At 63.5% G+C, this 14,594-nt stretch carries 18 protein-coding genes; 7 read left to right on the forward strand and 11 right to left on the reverse strand.

Annotated features, from left to right (window positions below):
• Nucleotides 1-8 precede the first annotated feature (8 nt).
• The gene (locus tag ACFZAI_RS09225) at nucleotides 9-437 is read left to right on the forward strand and encodes a VOC family protein (protein WP_391566630.1); all 429 of its coding nucleotides are present in this window, start codon (nucleotides 9-11) and stop codon (nucleotides 435-437) included.
• Nucleotides 438-551: 114 nt separating this feature from the next.
• Here ACFZAI_RS09225 and ACFZAI_RS09230 read toward each other — a convergent pair whose 3' ends face one another.
• From ACFZAI_RS09230 to ACFZAI_RS09255, 6 genes are all read right to left on the reverse strand, one after another.
• Nucleotides 552-875: a DUF4148 domain-containing protein gene (locus tag ACFZAI_RS09230; RefSeq protein WP_391566631.1), complete on the reverse strand. Its 324-nt coding sequence runs from the start codon at nucleotides 873-875 to the stop codon at nucleotides 552-554.
• 133 nt (nucleotides 876-1,008) lie between these two features.
• Nucleotides 1,009-1,737, reverse strand: a complete 729-nt coding sequence (locus ACFZAI_RS09235; RefSeq protein ID WP_391566632.1) for a LuxR C-terminal-related transcriptional regulator — start codon at nucleotides 1,735-1,737, stop codon at nucleotides 1,009-1,011.
• A gap of 249 nt (nucleotides 1,738-1,986) precedes the next feature.
• Nucleotides 1,987-3,687 carry a DUF6138 family protein gene (locus ACFZAI_RS09240; RefSeq protein WP_391566633.1) on the reverse strand — a complete coding sequence of 567 codons (1,701 nt, stop codon included), beginning with the start codon at nucleotides 3,685-3,687 and terminating at the stop codon, nucleotides 1,987-1,989.
• A 93-nt stretch (nucleotides 3,688-3,780) separates the two neighbouring features.
• A complete protein-coding gene (locus ACFZAI_RS09245; protein WP_391566634.1) occupies nucleotides 3,781-4,953 on the reverse strand; it encodes an ABC transporter substrate-binding protein in 1,173 nt (390 codons plus the stop codon).
• Nucleotides 4,946-6,481 carry a sensor histidine kinase N-terminal domain-containing protein gene (locus ACFZAI_RS09250; RefSeq protein ID WP_391566635.1) on the reverse strand — a complete coding sequence of 512 codons (1,536 nt, stop codon included), beginning with the start codon at nucleotides 6,479-6,481 and terminating at the stop codon, nucleotides 4,946-4,948. The genes ACFZAI_RS09245 and ACFZAI_RS09250 overlap by 8 nt, the downstream gene beginning before the upstream one ends.
• Nucleotides 6,438-7,166 carry a response regulator gene (locus tag ACFZAI_RS09255; protein ID WP_391566636.1) on the reverse strand — a complete coding sequence of 243 codons (729 nt, stop codon included), beginning with the start codon at nucleotides 7,164-7,166 and terminating at the stop codon, nucleotides 6,438-6,440. Before ACFZAI_RS09255 ends, ACFZAI_RS09250 begins: the two co-directional genes overlap by 44 nt.
• Between ACFZAI_RS09255 and ACFZAI_RS09260 the strand changes: the two genes are divergently transcribed.
• Together ACFZAI_RS09260 and ACFZAI_RS09265 are read left to right on the forward strand one after the other, a co-directional pair.
• Nucleotides 7,092-8,642 carry a CitMHS family transporter gene (locus ACFZAI_RS09260; protein WP_391566637.1) on the forward strand — a complete coding sequence of 517 codons (1,551 nt, stop codon included), beginning with the start codon at nucleotides 7,092-7,094 and terminating at the stop codon, nucleotides 8,640-8,642. The two genes, ACFZAI_RS09255 and ACFZAI_RS09260, sit on opposite strands and share 75 nt — an antisense overlap.
• Before the next feature lie 71 nt (nucleotides 8,643-8,713).
• On the forward strand, nucleotides 8,714-9,454 hold the full coding sequence (locus ACFZAI_RS09265) for an SDR family oxidoreductase (RefSeq protein WP_391566638.1): 741 nt from the start codon (nucleotides 8,714-8,716) through the stop codon (nucleotides 9,452-9,454).
• A gap of 78 nt (nucleotides 9,455-9,532) precedes the next feature.
• On the opposite strand, the gene ACFZAI_RS09270 is transcribed toward ACFZAI_RS09265, so the two are convergent.
• The 3 genes from ACFZAI_RS09270 to ACFZAI_RS09280 all read right to left on the reverse strand — a co-directional run bounded on the left by ACFZAI_RS09270 (nucleotide 9,533) and on the right by ACFZAI_RS09280 (nucleotide 10,635).
• The gene (locus ACFZAI_RS09270) at nucleotides 9,533-9,937 is read right to left on the reverse strand and encodes a GCN5 family acetyltransferase (protein ID WP_391566639.1); all 405 of its coding nucleotides are present in this window, start codon (nucleotides 9,935-9,937) and stop codon (nucleotides 9,533-9,535) included.
• Between the two features lie 61 nt (nucleotides 9,938-9,998).
• Entirely contained in the window at nucleotides 9,999-10,397 is a 399-nt protein-coding gene (locus ACFZAI_RS09275) for a helix-turn-helix transcriptional regulator (RefSeq protein WP_391566640.1), read from the reverse strand.
• Nucleotides 10,381-10,635: a type II toxin-antitoxin system RelE/ParE family toxin gene (locus ACFZAI_RS09280; protein ID WP_391566641.1), complete on the reverse strand. Its 255-nt coding sequence runs from the start codon at nucleotides 10,633-10,635 to the stop codon at nucleotides 10,381-10,383. The genes ACFZAI_RS09275 and ACFZAI_RS09280 overlap by 17 nt, the downstream gene beginning before the upstream one ends.
• A 230-nt stretch (nucleotides 10,636-10,865) precedes the next feature.
• Here ACFZAI_RS09280 and ACFZAI_RS09285 point away from each other — a divergent pair, with 230 nt between their 5' ends.
• Nucleotides 10,866-11,216 (forward strand): hypothetical protein, encoded by a 351-nt coding sequence (locus ACFZAI_RS09285; protein WP_391566642.1) that lies wholly within the window; start codon nucleotides 10,866-10,868, stop codon nucleotides 11,214-11,216.
• Between the two features lie 7 nt (nucleotides 11,217-11,223).
• On the forward strand, nucleotides 11,224-11,469 hold the full coding sequence (locus ACFZAI_RS09290) for a hypothetical protein (RefSeq protein WP_391566643.1): 246 nt from the start codon (nucleotides 11,224-11,226) through the stop codon (nucleotides 11,467-11,469).
• Here ACFZAI_RS09290 and ACFZAI_RS09295 read toward each other — a convergent pair.
• Complete coding sequence (locus ACFZAI_RS09295) at nucleotides 11,412-12,779, reverse strand: hypothetical protein (RefSeq protein ID WP_391566644.1); 1,368 nt, start codon at nucleotides 12,777-12,779, stop codon at nucleotides 11,412-11,414. The genes ACFZAI_RS09290 and ACFZAI_RS09295 overlap by 58 nt on opposite strands.
• Nucleotides 12,780-13,300: 521 nt before the next feature.
• On the opposite strand from ACFZAI_RS09295, the gene ACFZAI_RS09300 reads away from it, so the two are divergent.
• On the forward strand, nucleotides 13,301-13,462 hold the full coding sequence (locus tag ACFZAI_RS09300) for an RcnB family protein (protein WP_175171720.1): 162 nt from the start codon (nucleotides 13,301-13,303) through the stop codon (nucleotides 13,460-13,462).
• Between the two features lie 18 nt (nucleotides 13,463-13,480).
• Here the strand turns inward: ACFZAI_RS09300 and ACFZAI_RS09305 are convergent, their stop codons facing one another.
• On the reverse strand, nucleotides 13,481-13,918 hold the full coding sequence (locus ACFZAI_RS09305) for a hypothetical protein (RefSeq protein WP_391566645.1): 438 nt from the start codon (nucleotides 13,916-13,918) through the stop codon (nucleotides 13,481-13,483).
• Between the two features lie 463 nt (nucleotides 13,919-14,381).
• Here ACFZAI_RS09305 and ACFZAI_RS09310 point away from each other — a divergent pair, with 463 nt between their 5' ends.
• Nucleotides 14,382-14,585, forward strand: a complete 204-nt coding sequence (locus tag ACFZAI_RS09310; RefSeq protein ID WP_391566646.1) for a cold-shock protein — start codon at nucleotides 14,382-14,384, stop codon at nucleotides 14,583-14,585.
• Nucleotides 14,586-14,594: the final 9 nt, after the last annotated feature.

Consider the following 14,594-nt stretch of genomic DNA (forward strand, 5'->3'; position numbering starts at 1 on the left):
GACCCAACATGCAGACCAACGAAATTCATCGCGGACGGCTAATCGACCACATTCAACTCGTGGTGCGCGATCTGCCCGCCAGCCAACGGTTTTACCAAGCCGTGTTTGACGCGCTGAAGGTGCCCATGGGCGGCACTGCGGAGGATTATTTCTGGGCGGATGAACTGTTTGTGTCGACCGCGTCAAGCCAGGCCGCGCAGGGCGAACTAACGGGGCGTCATCATCTGGCGTTTCAGGCCGAAGACCAGGCGATGGTGGATGCGTTCTATCAAGCGGCGCTGGCGAACGGCGGCAAGGACAATGGCGCGCCGGGTTTTCGGAACTACCACCCCGGATATTACGGCGCGTTCGTCCTGGACCCGGACGGCAACAACATCGAAGCGGTGTTCCATGGCAAGGCGCAGCGCAGTGCGCCGTCAGTCAAGGTGACCTTCTAGACGCGTTTGGCATCAAGACGCTCTGAAAGCAGCCATCTCGGGACGCGCGGAAATTCTGCGATTTCCACTTCGTCCCGATTCAAGGCTACAAGGCGACAACGCTTCATTCCTGCATCACCACTTGCCTTGATTCTGCGATTGCGTCTGCATGGGCGGCGCCGCGCTGCCGGGCCGGACCGTGTCCACGTACTTTCTATAGCTCGCGACATACTCCGGGCTGTTGATGTCTGGCGTGTTGTCGCTGTTCCAGTTGCGTTCTACGCCTGATTGCTTCCAGGCGGCCAGGTCGCGCATGACGTCGTCGCGGCTCAGGGCAATGTTGGGTTCCGGCGCGGCGGTGGTGGGGGCAACCGCGGTTTGCGCGAGGGCGCTGCCCGATAGCAGGGCGGCGCCAAGGGCAATGGGCACGAGACCGCGCCACATTAGGACTGTCTTCATGAGGAACTCCTTGATGACGAGAGTGACCCCTCCCTCTCATGGCTTCGGCCTCATCGTAGGGCCGCATGGGTGGGCGCCGCATACCCCAAATTGAGTACGTTCCTGCCTTCGGCGGATGGTATCCGGTGCTCCGTTACAGCAAGGAGGCCAGCCGGACGAGCTCTGATTGCCGGTGGCATTCCATTTTGCTGAGCAAGGATGCCACCTGCTTGCGCACCGTCAGCACCGATGCCTGGCGCAACGTAGCCACTTCTTCCACGCTATGGCCGGCGGCCAGGCCCGCCAGCACGGCGGCTTCGGCGCGGGTAATGGCGAATACGGATTCCAGCTTGCCCACATCGGGCATGGCGAAGGCGCTTTTGCGGCGCATGCGCACGAGCATCATGCGTCCTCCGGCGGGGCTGAGCGTCTCGGGCGCCGGGCTGATGTCGATCCAGAACACCTCGCCCCAACTGGCGGTGGTGGCAAGGGACCGCATTTGGCGGTCGCGGCTGATGGCGGCGCAATAGCCTTCGAACAAGCGCTGTAATTTGGCATTGGCGTGGCGCAGCTTGCCGCCCCGCACGGTCCAGCCGTGGCCGTCGTCCAGGTAGCGCAGCGCCAGCGCGGACATCTTGTTGACCAGGAATTCCTTGCTGATCAGCAGCACGGCTTCGCCGACGCTTGAGAAGGCGTTGTCGATGGATTGCCAGCCGACTGCCACCGCCTGCTGCCGTTGCAGCCGCCGGCTGTGCCGCGTGCCGCCGCGCGCATCGACGAGCGCATGCGCGTTGCGCAAGATGTCTTGCCAGGGCGAGGCGGGGTCGCTAAGGGGCGGGGCGCCTTCGAATGGGCGCTGCAAGGCAATCTGATGCTCGGCCATGATGTGCCTCCAACGCTGGTTCGGACGTAATTGCGATTACGTGTCACACGGGGTGGGAAGGTCCGGCGAATGGGGCCGGATCGGCGCTCGGCTGCTGCGAATCAGAGCGAATGGGAACGGGCTTACCGTCACTTGCTGGCAGCCTGTCCCCGAAGCGCAAATTATGCGCGTGAAATCGTCGTCGCGCCCTGATGCACGCGCACCGGGATATTCCGATCAGCGGCTAGGGCGCGCTTGGAAACGCTTTGTTTACGCGCCGTTTTGTCCTAGCAAGCGCAGCAATCGCGCCCGGCGCTCGGGATCGGCCTTGCGGGCTTCGGCGGCCAGCTTTTTGTCTGGGCCGCACAAGCGTTCGCGCACCAGCGGCGCTTCGTGTTCGGGCAAACCGGCCAGGGTCTGGATCAGGCGGTCCAGCGTGGCGTCGTCGTCCAGGGCGGGTTTGCCCGGCAGTTTGAAGTTGTCGGTGCAGCGGCGTACGCACGCGACGACGGTGTCGACCGACATGGGCGTCAACCCGTGCTGCTGGATGAACAAGGGCGTGAACCGGTCTTGCGCGGACTGATGCTCGTCATCCACCAAGTCCATGTAGTGCGCGACCAGCGCAAAGTGGCGGGCATCGGCCAGGCCCAGCGCGAAGGTGGCGTACGTGCCTGCCAGGCAGGCTTTTTCGTCATCGGCGTCGGTGTACCACTCGTACGGCTTGATCGCTGCGCGGGCGTAGGCGGCAAGCGCCTCATGCGCGTCCGGGTACTGCGCGGCGTTGGCAAAAAAGCGGTGCGTGTCGGACTTTGCCAGCCCCTTTACGGGCAAGTAATTTCTGGCTTTGCTTTTGACGCTTAACTGGTAGCCCGGCGGAAATCCGGTTTGCAGCAGGCGCGTGATGAAGGCCAGGGCTTGTTGGTAGGCGGCGGCGGATTCCTGGCGGATGTGCACGGTGATGGTCGACAGCACGTCGTTGGCCGCGCCGTCGAATTCGGGCGTGGAGATGCGCAGGTGTTCGGGCGGATGTGCGCCGCTGCCCTCGGTGAGCATGCGGGCGGCGCGTTCGCTGCCCAGTTGTTGCGCCAGTTCCAGAAAGCCTAGGCCCGTGGGCCGGCTGTAGCCCGGCTCGTGGCGCAGAATCAGCATGGCGGTGTACAGCAACAGATCGACGTCGCGGTCAGCCGGGTCCAGCATGGCGCCGGGTTTGGCGTGATAGACGTTTTGGCGGAACGCGTTTTGCTCAATGCTGAAATAGCGCGGCAGGTACTGCGTTTCAGCCCAGCTGCGTAGCGCATGGATGATGCTGTGGCGTTGCTCATCCAGCGACGGCTGGCCCGCGTTCAGCTCCAGCACGCGCTGAAAGATGCGGATGAGCCAGGCGGGGTCCGGCGCGGGAAACAGGTGTTGGTCCAGCAGATGCCGCGTCAGGAAAAAAACGTCCAGCCGTTGGGTCGGATGGCTGCCGTGGAAAAGAGTTTGATCCACATACGCCTGCACGCGCTCGCGCAGCAGTTGGCGCTTGGCCTCATCCACGTGTTCCACCAAGGTCAGCCGCAGCCGGCCGCCCGTGGTGGGAAACTGGGCCCGGAAACGGAACGTATGGTTCAGCAGCATGGAACCGCCCAGCTTCGCAATCCGTTCGCGCACGGCGTCGGCTAACGGGGGCGCCAGATACTCCTGCACCTGTTCGGGGCTAAGCGGACCATTGCGGCCTTGCGCACGCAGGCCATCTTCGCCATTCGGCGACCAATCAGGCGACAGGTCGAACACAATGCGCGACGGGTCGTATTCCAGCAGGATTTCGTCGTGGATGCCCAGTTGCAATGCCGTGCGGTGCACGATGCCATCGATGTCGTCGCGCGCTTCCTGTTTGTTGAACCAGTCGTGAATGGCGGCAAGCGACTCGTCAAGCATTTGGTGGCCGGTCTTGTGATGCAGGCCGATCGCGCCTTGTGTGTCTAGCGTCATGTTGCGTGGGCGCCGAGTCTGGGGCGCGGTGATCAATGAAGGGGAGTGATGCTACGGGGCAATGCGATGGACGGCAATGCTATCGGGTCGATGCTACTGCGGCAATGCGACCGGATCAGCGGGGCGGGCGTGGCTTCCCGGCGGCAGGATCGCCGCCCGCCATAGATCCAGGAAGTGCCGCTTTTTCAACGGGTCCAGATACACCAGCAGCCCCACGCCCAACGCCATGGGGCGCACGCCAGCGGCCGGCACAACGGACGCATCGACGCGGCGCATGCCGGACTGCTTGGCCAGCATCTCTTGCCCGCGCGGCGACAACAGATAGTCCAGCAGCAGCGCGCCCAGATCCGCGCGCGGCGCCTGTTTGGGGATGATCGCCGAGCGCGACAGCATCAGCGTGTAGTCCTGCGGGTAGATGATGGCAAGCGGCGCGCCCTGGTCGATACGATGCCGGGTGTAGGACTCCAGCAGGTTGTATGCCAGCGTGACCTCGCCACGCTCGAGCTTGTCCAGCGCGTCTTCGGTGGATTCATGGATGGTGACGCCGTTGCGGCCAAACGCGGCCAGCAGCGCGCCCGCCATGCTGTCCAGCCGCGTGTCCTGCGTGGCGGCCAGATAACCGATGCCGCTGCCTTGCACGTCATAGGTCGAGATGCGGTTTGCCAGCGGCTGATCCGGCGCTTGCAGCAACGACAGCAATTCGCGCCGCGTGTGTGGCACACGCGTGGCGGCGAGCTTGCCGGTGTTGTAGACCATGACGATGGGGTCGGTGCCGATGCTGAACACCTCGTCGCGCCAATTGGCCCAGGCGGGCAGGGCGCGCGTCTCGGGCGACACATGAACGCGCGCGTAGCCGTCATTGACGAGCTTCGTCTGCAAGTCCATGGCGCTGCTGATGATCAGGTCGGGGCCTTGCAGGGCAGTGGGGTTGGCCCGGGCGCGGCCGATTGTGTCGCCATACAGCTGCTGGGTGGACAGCTCGGTGTATTCCAGGCGGATACCCGGATTCAACTGGCTGAAGTCTTCCAGCACGCCCTTGAACACCTGCACGCTGTTGGAGGCATGCAGGATCAGCACGTTCTTGCTGTCGGCAGGGCCTAGTGTCAGGCCGCTGCCGCTGACCTCGGCGGCGTGGCTGCCTGTGGCGACCAGCAACAGGGCGCAAGCAATAGCGCCCTGAGCGAAGACGTCGCGAATGCGCAGCAGGGCGCAAGCGATAGCGCCACGAGCGAAGACGCCGCGAATGCAGAGCAGGACGTTACGCATGACGGTCATCCTGAAATTTCCCCGGCAAGAGGATGACCGCCGCCAGCCCCCCGCCCACCCGGTTGCTCAGGCTGAACGTGCCTTGATGGATATCGACGACGCGCTTGATGATGGACAGGCCCAGCCCCGCGCCCGGTGTGCGGGGATTGGGGCCGCGCGCAAAGCGTTCAAAGGCCGTGTGGGCCATCGCGGGCGGGATGCCCGGCCCCTGGTCGGCGACGGTGATACGCCAGCCGCCGTCATGGGCGTCAAGCGTGACGTCGATGTGGCCGTCGTCGTTGGCGCCGTGGCGCAAAGCGTTGTCGATCAGGTTCTTGAAGGCTTCGCGCAGCATCAGGCTGTCGCCCAGCACGTGGGGCGCTTGCGTGGGCGTTCTGGGGGGCGTATCGCCGGGCACATCGTCGGGGGCATCGTCGGGCGCATCGTCGGGCGAAACGTCCGGCGAATCGGCTGGCAGATGCAGGCGCACGTCGGGTTGCGGATCGGCTTGCGGCACGGTGTCGTACACGGCCTGGCTCAGCAGCTCGGCCAGGTTCACGGGCTGGAATTGTTTGACGTTGCTGCGGTGAATGACGCTGGCGTCGCTAAGCAGCTGGTTGACCAGCCGGGACAATTTCTCGGCGTTGCGCAACACGGCGACCAGGCTGCGGCGCTGTTCGGCGGGGTCGTCTTCGTCAAGCGCAACTTCCATTTGCGCGTGCAGCGCCGCCAGCGGCGTGCGCAACTGATGCGCGGCTTCGGCGATGAACAGGCGCAGCGTGTCCAGGTTCTCGGACAGCCGTGCCATGAAGCCATCCAGCGAATGCACTAGCGTGTCCAGTTCTTCCGGCACGGGCGCGGCAATGGGGTGCAGGTCTGACGCGCTGCGCGTGGCCAGCTCGCGTTCGATGCGTTGGATGGGCGACAGCGACCGCCGCAAGCCCCAATACGCCAGCGCCAGCGCGGCGGCCGCGAAGGCGATCAGCGTCAGCGCGCCTTGCCACAGAATGCTGTCCGCCAAGGCATTGCGGGCTTCGCGCGTTTGCGCCACCTGGATGATGGCCGCCTCGGCGTTGCGCGGGCCGGCGATCTTGCGTTCCATCCACGCGACGCGGACGGGCGCGCCCTGGTAAGTGGCGGTGTAAAGCTGGGGCGTATCGGCGGCCTCTGCTTGCGCGCGCGCCGGGGGCGGCAGGTCGGCGTAGCCGGAAATCTCTGCGCCGTTGGCAGCGGCGACGCGGTAGAACACGCGGTCGCGCGGCGCTTGTTCCAGCAGCGCCAAGGCGGCGTAGGGCATGTCCATCTGCCATTCGCCCTGCACCAGTTGCAGGCTGTCGGCCATGGACAGAACGGATGCGCGCAGCAACTGGTCGTAGGTCGTGTCGGCGGTTTGCTGGGCGTAACCGCGCACCAGCAGGAAGACGGCCCCCAGCCCCACGGCGAACAGCGCCAGCAGCATGGTGAGCAGACGGCGGCGGACGGAGATGCGGCCCCACTGCACGGGCTTAGTCCGGCGCCTTGACGGGCGCGCTGTCGTCCGCCCGGTCATCGGTGCGGTGATCGGCGCGGTCGGTGGACGTCAGCAGGTAACCCGTGCCGCGCTGCGTTTCGATGCGCAGCGGGGAGCCTTCCAGCTTGCGGCGCAGCCGGGCGATGTAGACCTCAATCGCGTTGGGCGCGGCGTCGTCATCGAAGGCGAACAGCTTGTGGGCGATCTCGGTCTTGCTGACGGCGCGGTTCATGCCGGCCAGCAGAATTTCCAGCAGGCTGTATTCGCGCTTGGGCAGGTCGATGCGTTGACCCGCCAGCGACACATGCCGCGCGGCGCTGTCGATGACCAGGTCTCCAAAGCGCTGCACGCCGGTGGCTTGCGCGATCGGCCGGCGCAGCAGGGCGCGGCAGCGCGCCTCAAGTTCGCGAAAGTCAAAAGGTTTGGCCAGGTAGTCGTCGGCGCCGGTGTCCAAGGCGTGCACGCGGTCTTCGATGTCGATGCGGGCGGTCAGCGCCAGCACAGGCGTCTTGCTGCCGCGGTCGCGCAGGCGGTGCAGGATGTCAAAGCCCGACATGCGCGGCAGCCCGATGTCCAGGATGACGAGATCAAAGGTCTCGTATTGCAGCACGCCGTCGGCGCTCAGGCCGTCGTTTTGAAGATCCACCGCGTGGCCAAGACGGCGCAGCCGGCGGACGAGGGCGTCGGCCAGATCCTCGTCGTCTTCGATTACCAGGATGCGCATCTGGCGATTGTAGCTGCGTCCAAATCCGGAAAAAACGACAGGTTCCAGACAGCTTTTATTTCTAGTCTTCGGCACCAGCCTTCCTTGCTGAAGGCGGCGCCACACATAACAACGACTAGTCGGAGATACCCCCTCATGCTACTGACCCTGCTTGGCTTCGGCATGGTGATCACGTTCATGACGCTGATCATGACCAAGCGCCTGTCGCCGTTGGTCGCCCTTATCCTTGTCCCCATTATTTTTGCGCTGCTGGGCGGCTTTGGCGCCGGCATCGACAAGATGATGCTGGACGGCATCCGCAAGATTGCGCCCACGGGCGTGATGCTGATGTTCGCCATCCTGTACTTCGGGGTGATGATCGACGCCGGCCTGTTTGACCCCATCGTGGGCCGCATCCTGCGCGCGGTGAAGGGCGATCCCCTGAAAATCGTGGTGGGCACGACCGTGCTGGCCCTGGTGATTTCCCTGGACGGCGACGGCTCCACCACCTACATGATCGTGGTGGCTTCGATGCTGCCGCTCTATCACCGCCTGAAGATGAACGCGCTGTCGATGACCTGCCTGGCGATGCTGGCCAGCGGCATCATGAACCTGACGCCGTGGGGCGGGCCGACGGCGCGCGCCGCCAGCGCGCTGCACGTGGATGCGGGCGATATCTTCATTCCGCTGGTGCCGGTGATGGGCGTGGCCATCGTGTCCCTGCTGATCCTGGCGTTCTTCCTGGGCTTGCGTGAACGCCGCCGCTTGGGCGTGCTGTCGCTGCCGGATGGCGCATCGCTGCATGCGGGCTACGACGAAGACGGCCCGAAGAACCTGCCCGAGATCGAAGTCGACCACGACCTGCGCCGCCCCAAGCTGCTGTGGGTGAACGCCGGCCTGACGCTGGCGCTGATGGTCAGCCTGGTGATGGGCATTCTGCCGCTGCCGGTGCTGTTCATGATTGCGTTTGCCGTCGCGCTGATCATCAACTATCCGAACCTGGCCGAACAACGCCGCCGCGTCGCGCAGCATGCGGGCAACGTGTTGTCGGTGGTGTCGCTGATTTTCGCGGCGGGCATCTTCACGGGCATCTTGTCCGGCACGGGCATGGTGGAAGCCATGTCGCGCAGCCTGCTTGCGGTGATTCCGGACGCGATGGGCCCGTATCTGGCCGGCATCACCGCGCTGGTCAGCCTGCCGTTCACGTTCTTCATGTCGAACGACGCCTTCTACTTCGGCGTGCTGCCGATCTTGAGCGAAGCCGCACAGGGCTACGGTATTTCGCCGGTGGAAATGGCGCGCGCATCGCTGATCGGGCAGCCGGTGCACCTGCTCAGCCCGCTGGTGCCGTCCACGTATCTGCTGGTGGGTCTGGCAGGGGTGGAGTTCGGCGACCACCAGCGCTATGCGCTGAAGTGGGCCACCATGGTCTGCATGGTGATGCTGGTGGCCGCGCTGGCGTTTGGCCTGTTTCCGCTTGTGGGGGCGGTGGGTTGATGGCCCCTTGGATTGATGGGTTCGGTGGGTTGATCCGCGGCGCGTGCCGCACATCTGAATAAGGAATGGTCATGGCTTTGCGTATCGCTTACGTCACCAGCGGAATGGGCCACACGGGCACCGCGATCTGCCAGGCGCTGCATCACACCGGCCACCGCGTGGTGGCGGGCTGCGGCCCGCGCTCATCGCGCCGCGACAACTGGCTGAAGGAACAGAAATCGCTGGGCTACGACTTCGTGGCGTCCGAAGGCGACGCCACCGATTGGGCGTCGACCGAGGCCGCGTTCGCCAAGGTGCGCCGTGAAGTGGGCGACATCGATGTGCTGGTCAACAACGCCGGCTCGATGCTGGACATGCGCTTTCGCCAGATGGCCTATGCCGACTGGTCGGCCGTGCTGCGCAGCAACCTGGACACGCTGTTCAACAGCACCAAGCAAGTCGTCGACAGCATGACCGACCGCGGCTGGGGCCGCATCATCAATATCGGTTCCGTGGCCGCTGAAAAAGGCCAGATCGGCCAGATCAACTACGCGACAGCCAAGGGTGCGGTGATCGGTTTCACGCGGTCATTGGCGCAGGAAGTGGCGGCGCGCGGCGTGACGGTGAACCTGGTGTCGCCCGGCTTTATCGCCGATGACACCGTGAAGGCGTTCCCGCCCGCGCTGCTTGACCGCATCATCGAAAGCGTGCCAGTTGGCCGCTTAGGCACGGCAAAGGACTTGGCTGGCCTGTGCGCGTGGCTTGCATCGGACGATGCGGCATTTGTGACGGGCGCCAACTACGCCATCAACGGCGGCGTGTACATGAGCTGAACGCATGGGCTGCCGCGGATTCCCTGAATGGAACTTCTGCGCTAAGCCCTTGCCTTCGCCCTTGACCGGCCTGCGCGCCTAGTGCGCGCGGCTTTTCAGAAAATCCGGAATGGACGTGGCGGTGCGCTTGCAATCGGCCAGCCACTCCACGCGCCATTCGGTGATGCGTTCGGCAATGACGTGTTCGAAGACGCCCGGCGTGGGCTCGTTGATGGATTCAAACTGCCGGACCAGTACAAGCGGCTGCTCGGCCCCCGGGGTTTCTTCGGCGCATTCGGCAGCTTCTTCGAAGGTGGCGAAGGCGTAGTAATAGTCATCACCTTCGTGCAAGTCTTCGCCGCCCGCGTGGGGATGCACCCACACGCGGTATTCCAGCACGTCGTCATAGAAATACCCGCCGCCGGATTTGGTCAGGGCGGGGTATTCGCCAACCAGGGCGGGGTCGATGGCGATGGGGTGGGAGGAGGCAGGGGCGGCGGTCATTGGCGGTTCGTGCGGGAAGCTGATTGGGCTGCGATTGTATCCATGCGGATTGCAGTCGGGCCTATATATCGATTTGGTCGAACTGCACGCCAAGCGCGACGGCAATACGTTCTCGGGTGATTTTCTTGGTCTTGGCGCCAGGCGCCTCCATGGCCGCGTAGCTGGGTTGGCGGATGCCCAGACGCGAAGCCATCTCGACCTGCGTGACGCCCAAATACTCGCGCCATGCGCGAACAATGCTCCAGTCGTTGCCGGCCATCAATGACACAACTTCGTGCGGAATCGTGCCATCCGCGGGGACTCGGGGCGGCCGCTTGGCAACTGCCATAGGCGGGCTGCCGGTCAGGGCAAGATATTCGGCATAGGGCAATACGACGAACGCCGGCTTCCCGTCGGCCTCCAGAACGGTGGGATGGAGCTCAGGTCTTGCCTGCGGAGTGACTTCAGTAGGTGCTGTCATCGCGCTTCTTCACTTCTTGAATATCGATGATTCGAATTTCTGATCTGACATCGAACAACACCCGGTACTGACCCACCCGGAGCCGGTACCCAAATTGGTGGTTCGTCAAGGCCCTGATATTCGACGCTTCTGGAAAACGTTCCAGCGTGGAAATCTCAGCGGCAATGCGGAGCCGATCAGTGGTGGGAAGCCTGAGCCATTGCTTGACGGCCTTTTTGGCCCAGTTGATGGAGAACATGGCGAGGGCGTTTTGTCCTTATAGCCTAAGCTATATCGGTTTTCAAGTTCGCCAACGGCATGACAGTTCTTGGGTCTTGCGCGCAGGCGAGGCTTCGGAGTTCTAACCCGGCCCCGATCGACTCAGCAATCGAACGCGCGGTTTCTAGGACTGAATTCCCCGCGGCATCAACCATGCCAGCGCTGCTATGCAAAAATGCCCCCGTTTTCGAATTTCAACAGGAGCGGTTCATGCAGATGACGTGGCGGGCGGTGGCGGGGGTGATCGCAGGGGTGGCCTTGGCGGGGCTTGCCGGCTGCGGGAAGAAAAATGAGTACCCCGAGAGCATTCGCCTTGTGACGTATAGCTCGTGCGTGGAAGGCTTCAAGAAAAGCGCGGGTGCGCGGCCGGACGTGGACACGCGCTCGGCCATGTACTGCCGCTGCGTGCTGGACGGCTTGCAGAAGACGGTGGCGTTGAAGGACTACACCGCCTATGACCGCATGCTGGTCACCAACGAAAAAGGCCCGGAGCGTGACCGCATCGAAGCGCAGGTCAACGGCGTCGTCAATATGTGCGTGGCGGAGCAGATAAAAAAATAGGGTTACGTTGCCCGAGCCCGAGCCCGAGCCCGAGCCCGAGCCCGAGCCCGAGCCCGAGCCCGAGCCCGAGCCCGAGCCCGAGCCCGAGCCCGAGCCCGAGCCGGAGCCGGAGCCGGAGCTGGAACTGGAACTGGAGCTGGAACTGGAACTGGAACTGGAACTGGAACTGAAACTGGAGCTGGAACCTGCCGTAGCTCAGGTGCATTGCCATAGATGCCCGCTGACTCGGCAGCCGGCGCACCAGAACGTGTAGTTGCAGCCGCCGCTGCCCCATAGCCATTGCCCGCCATCGGCTTGCGGCAATCCGGAATCCAGCTGCATGACGAAGTTCATGTCTTGCTGGCAGTCGGGGCAGGCGGGATAGTCGGCGGACTGCACCCAGCTTGGCGCGCCGCCCACGCGGTTCAAGTTTTGCGTGGCGTTCGATTGGCCCCAATCCTGCCAGGCCCAACGGGATGGGGCGGTGAATAGCTGAACGTCGGCGTCCAGCAGCGCATCGGCAACATAGTCCGGGGCCGACGCGGCTTGTTGCCGCTGACTGGGGTGAGCATGGGGCGCGCCTTCCGCATCATGGCGATAGAACATCGCGCCATCGATATGCCAGCCTTGGCATGACAGGCACGTAGCGAAATCAAGCGGGGTGGCGCTGGCTATGCCGGCCACGGCGGGATCATTCATGGATAGCAAACGGTGCAATGGCGCGTGGCAATGTCCGCAGATGCTGGGCAGTAGTCCACCCATGCGCGCCTGGCTGACCGGCGTGGCGCTCGCGTTCCAAGTCGGGTGCGCCTTTTGCACGTCACGGCGCCAAGCAGGCTGATCGGCCAGCATGAGTTTGCGCTGGCTGGCGCTGAATCCGATATGCAGGGGCCGCTCTGAATGCAGAGCACGCAGGCCGCCATCATGTGACGCGTAGCCGGCAAGGTGCAGCCATGACTGGGCCAGCGCGTCGGGGGTGGGGAACAGGCGCAGCCACGCCTGCTGCACCGCCTGGGGCCGGCGCGACCGCAACAGCGCAATCGCGCGCGTGCGGCCCAGCGCGCCGTCGCTGACGTCGTCTTCCAAGGTAGCGCACCAATCCGCCGACGTCGTGGCGTCGAGCGCGCGCCACGCCTGATCCGCCAAGTACTCGGGGCCACCTTCGCCGGCGTGCACGGCATGCAGATAGGCGTTCCAGTCGCTGGCGAAGACGTCGGGGTATTGCAAGGCGGCGGAATCCAGGACTTCGCAAAGCATGTCTGACCGGGCGCCTTGTAGGGCGCGTTGCCACGCGGCGTGGACGGCTGCGAAGTAGCTGTCGTCGTCCATCAGGTCGAGCGCAGCGTCGATGAACGTCGCGTGCTTCAGCTCGCGGTCCAAGGCTTGCACCACCAGGCCGCCCAATGCCTTCGGATCGTGCGCGCGCAGTTGCAGCGTTTGCGCCATGGGATCGTTGGCCTTCCAACCCAGGCTTTCGAAGGTGTCCAGAATGTCGGTGGCGGTTTGCATGGGCGGGGTCTGCATGAAGTGGGTTTGCAAGAACTGGGTTTGCAAGCACTGGGTTTGCACGAGCGGGCGTTGCATGCATGGGCGCTGCATGACCGGACCCTGAATATTTACAGGCGAGAGAATATCCGATCGAGTCAGGCGCCCGCTAAACCGGGCGCCGCGACGATACCTGTCACAGTGGATTTCGAAACCGGCGTAGCCTTAACACGCGGTAACGCTTCGTCCTGATTGCGTTAAACCTGATCCCTAGAATGCGTGGCGTAGGCATGTGCCGTGCATTGAGAAGGTCTAACGTGAAAAAGCAAATCGTCTCTACTCTTTTGGTTGCCGTGATTGCAGCAAGCAGCGGTTTGGCCCATGCGCAACCCGACCGTGGTCCCGGGGGCCCCGGCGGTCCTGGTGGTCCTGGCAATGGCCCTGGCAACAGCCATGGCAACGGCCATGGCAACGCGCCGGGCAAGGGACCAAACAACGGACCAAACAACGGACCTGGCCACGGGCCGGGCCATGACGCTGGCCGCGGCCCGGGGCCGAATCACGGCCATGGCTATGACCGCCCCGATCCTGCACCGGCGCGCTGGTCCAAAGGCGAACGCGTGCCGCAGCCGTATCGTGGCCCGCAGTACGTCATCAATGATTGGCGCGGCTACCACCTGAAGCAGCCGCCGCGCGGCTATCAGTGGATCAGCGTGGGCGCCGACTACTTCCTGATCGGCGTGGCGACAGGCATCGTGTTGGAATCCGTGTTTGATCGTTGATCGCGCTGATTGCGCTGCCTAACGCCCCAGCTTCATCGACACATCGGTATGGGTTCCGCGGTCAAGATCTGCGCCTAGCGGTTGATCCCAATCGGGCAGGCTGAGCAGTTCTTTACTGACTTCGCCCGCTTCGATGCGGCGGGCGATATCGTCCAGCAGCAGCGTGCGCGTGGCGAAACCCTTGCCTTGCAGGTCGCGGGCAAAGAGGCGGTAGGTCAGGTTGGGTTCCACGCCTTTCATGACGCCCAGGTCCAGGATGCGGCCTTGTTCATTGCGCATCAGCAAGTGGCCAGGCCGCGCGTAGATGCGGTAGATGCGCCACGGAGATGAGATGGCGGCATGGCTGCGTTGCGGGTCGCGACGCGGCTCGCCGCTGGCGGGCGGCGGGGAGGCTGACGGAAGCAGTTTGACGCAGGCGTTGGCGAATTTGGCGATCGACCTTCTGATCGCGCTCACGCCGGATCTGCGATGAAAATGACGGGGGCGGGGCAAGAAACTCGCGCGAGGCGAGTGTTGCGATGATGCATGGCCATACTCCTGTATGGCGATACGGCGAGGTGACGCGCGTTCAAGCACCATTGCGCGAGCATACGCCTTTTATTGTTCGGGTATACGCTTATGCAGCGTTGGTTACGTAATAAGTAAACCCGGCGCAAATCTGAGAAAACCCCGCTGCACGCCCCGTATTGCTTGGTTTTGCCATTTATTAAGCCCAATCAGCCGCGAAAATAATACATGCGTGGTAATTGGAAACGCTGATTGACTTTAAGAACCTATGCACCCATAGTGGATTAGAAGCTTTTCGAGCATCGTGATTTTCGTCCGGTCTTGCGCCCCTAGGGGCGCTACATTGTTCGCAGTCCTTTCCTTGACTGGCTCACCTTCGCGGGCGGTGCCCGCTATTAAAAGGAATGAGATTATGGAAACCGGAATCGTCAAATGGTTTAACGATGCGAAAGGATTTGGCTTCATCATGCCCGAGAACGGCGGCAAAGATTTATTTGCTCACTTTTCAGAAATTGTCAGCGAAGGCCATAAGGTCCTGATGGAAAACCAACGCGTCAGTTACGTGACCGCGCAAGGCGCCAAAGGCCCCCACGCCACGCAAATCCGCGCTTTGTGAATGAAGGCC

The sequence above is a fragment of the Achromobacter sp. NPDC008082 genome, assembly GCF_042957345.1.
Lineage (GTDB): Bacteria > Pseudomonadota > Gammaproteobacteria > Burkholderiales > Burkholderiaceae_B > Achromobacter > Achromobacter kerstersii_A.

Excerpts from the sequence above, each read along its gene's own strand:
- ACFZAI_RS09225 (WP_391566630.1), top strand. The coding sequence starts at position 9 with ATGCAGACCAACGAAATTCATCGCGGACGGCTAATCGACCACATTCAA.
- ACFZAI_RS09295 (WP_391566644.1), bottom strand. The coding sequence starts at position 12,779 with ATGCAACGCCCGCTCGTGCAAACCCAGTGCTTGCAAACCCAGTTCTTG.
- ACFZAI_RS09270 (WP_391566639.1), bottom strand. The coding sequence starts at position 9,937 with ATGACCGCCGCCCCTGCCTCCTCCCACCCCATCGCCATCGACCCCGCC.
- ACFZAI_RS09265 (WP_391566638.1), top strand. The coding sequence starts at position 8,714 with ATGGCTTTGCGTATCGCTTACGTCACCAGCGGAATGGGCCACACGGGC.
- ACFZAI_RS09275 (WP_391566640.1), bottom strand. The coding sequence starts at position 10,397 with ATGACAGCACCTACTGAAGTCACTCCGCAGGCAAGACCTGAGCTCCAT.
- ACFZAI_RS09230 (WP_391566631.1), bottom strand. The coding sequence starts at position 875 with ATGAAGACAGTCCTAATGTGGCGCGGTCTCGTGCCCATTGCCCTTGGC.
- ACFZAI_RS09310 (WP_391566646.1), top strand. The coding sequence starts at position 14,382 with ATGGAAACCGGAATCGTCAAATGGTTTAACGATGCGAAAGGATTTGGC.
- ACFZAI_RS09250 (WP_391566635.1), bottom strand. The coding sequence starts at position 6,481 with ATGACCGGGCGGACGACAGCGCGCCCGTCAAGGCGCCGGACTAAGCCC.
- ACFZAI_RS09240 (WP_391566633.1), bottom strand. The coding sequence starts at position 3,687 with ATGACGCTAGACACACAAGGCGCGATCGGCCTGCATCACAAGACCGGC.
- ACFZAI_RS09280 (WP_391566641.1), bottom strand. The coding sequence starts at position 10,635 with ATGTTCTCCATCAACTGGGCCAAAAAGGCCGTCAAGCAATGGCTCAGG.
- ACFZAI_RS09285 (WP_391566642.1), top strand. The coding sequence starts at position 10,866 with ATGCAGATGACGTGGCGGGCGGTGGCGGGGGTGATCGCAGGGGTGGCC.
- ACFZAI_RS09235 (WP_391566632.1), bottom strand. The coding sequence starts at position 1,737 with ATGGCCGAGCATCAGATTGCCTTGCAGCGCCCATTCGAAGGCGCCCCG.
- ACFZAI_RS09245 (WP_391566634.1), bottom strand. The coding sequence starts at position 4,953 with ATGCGTAACGTCCTGCTCTGCATTCGCGGCGTCTTCGCTCGTGGCGCT.
- ACFZAI_RS09255 (WP_391566636.1), bottom strand. The coding sequence starts at position 7,166 with ATGCGCATCCTGGTAATCGAAGACGACGAGGATCTGGCCGACGCCCTC.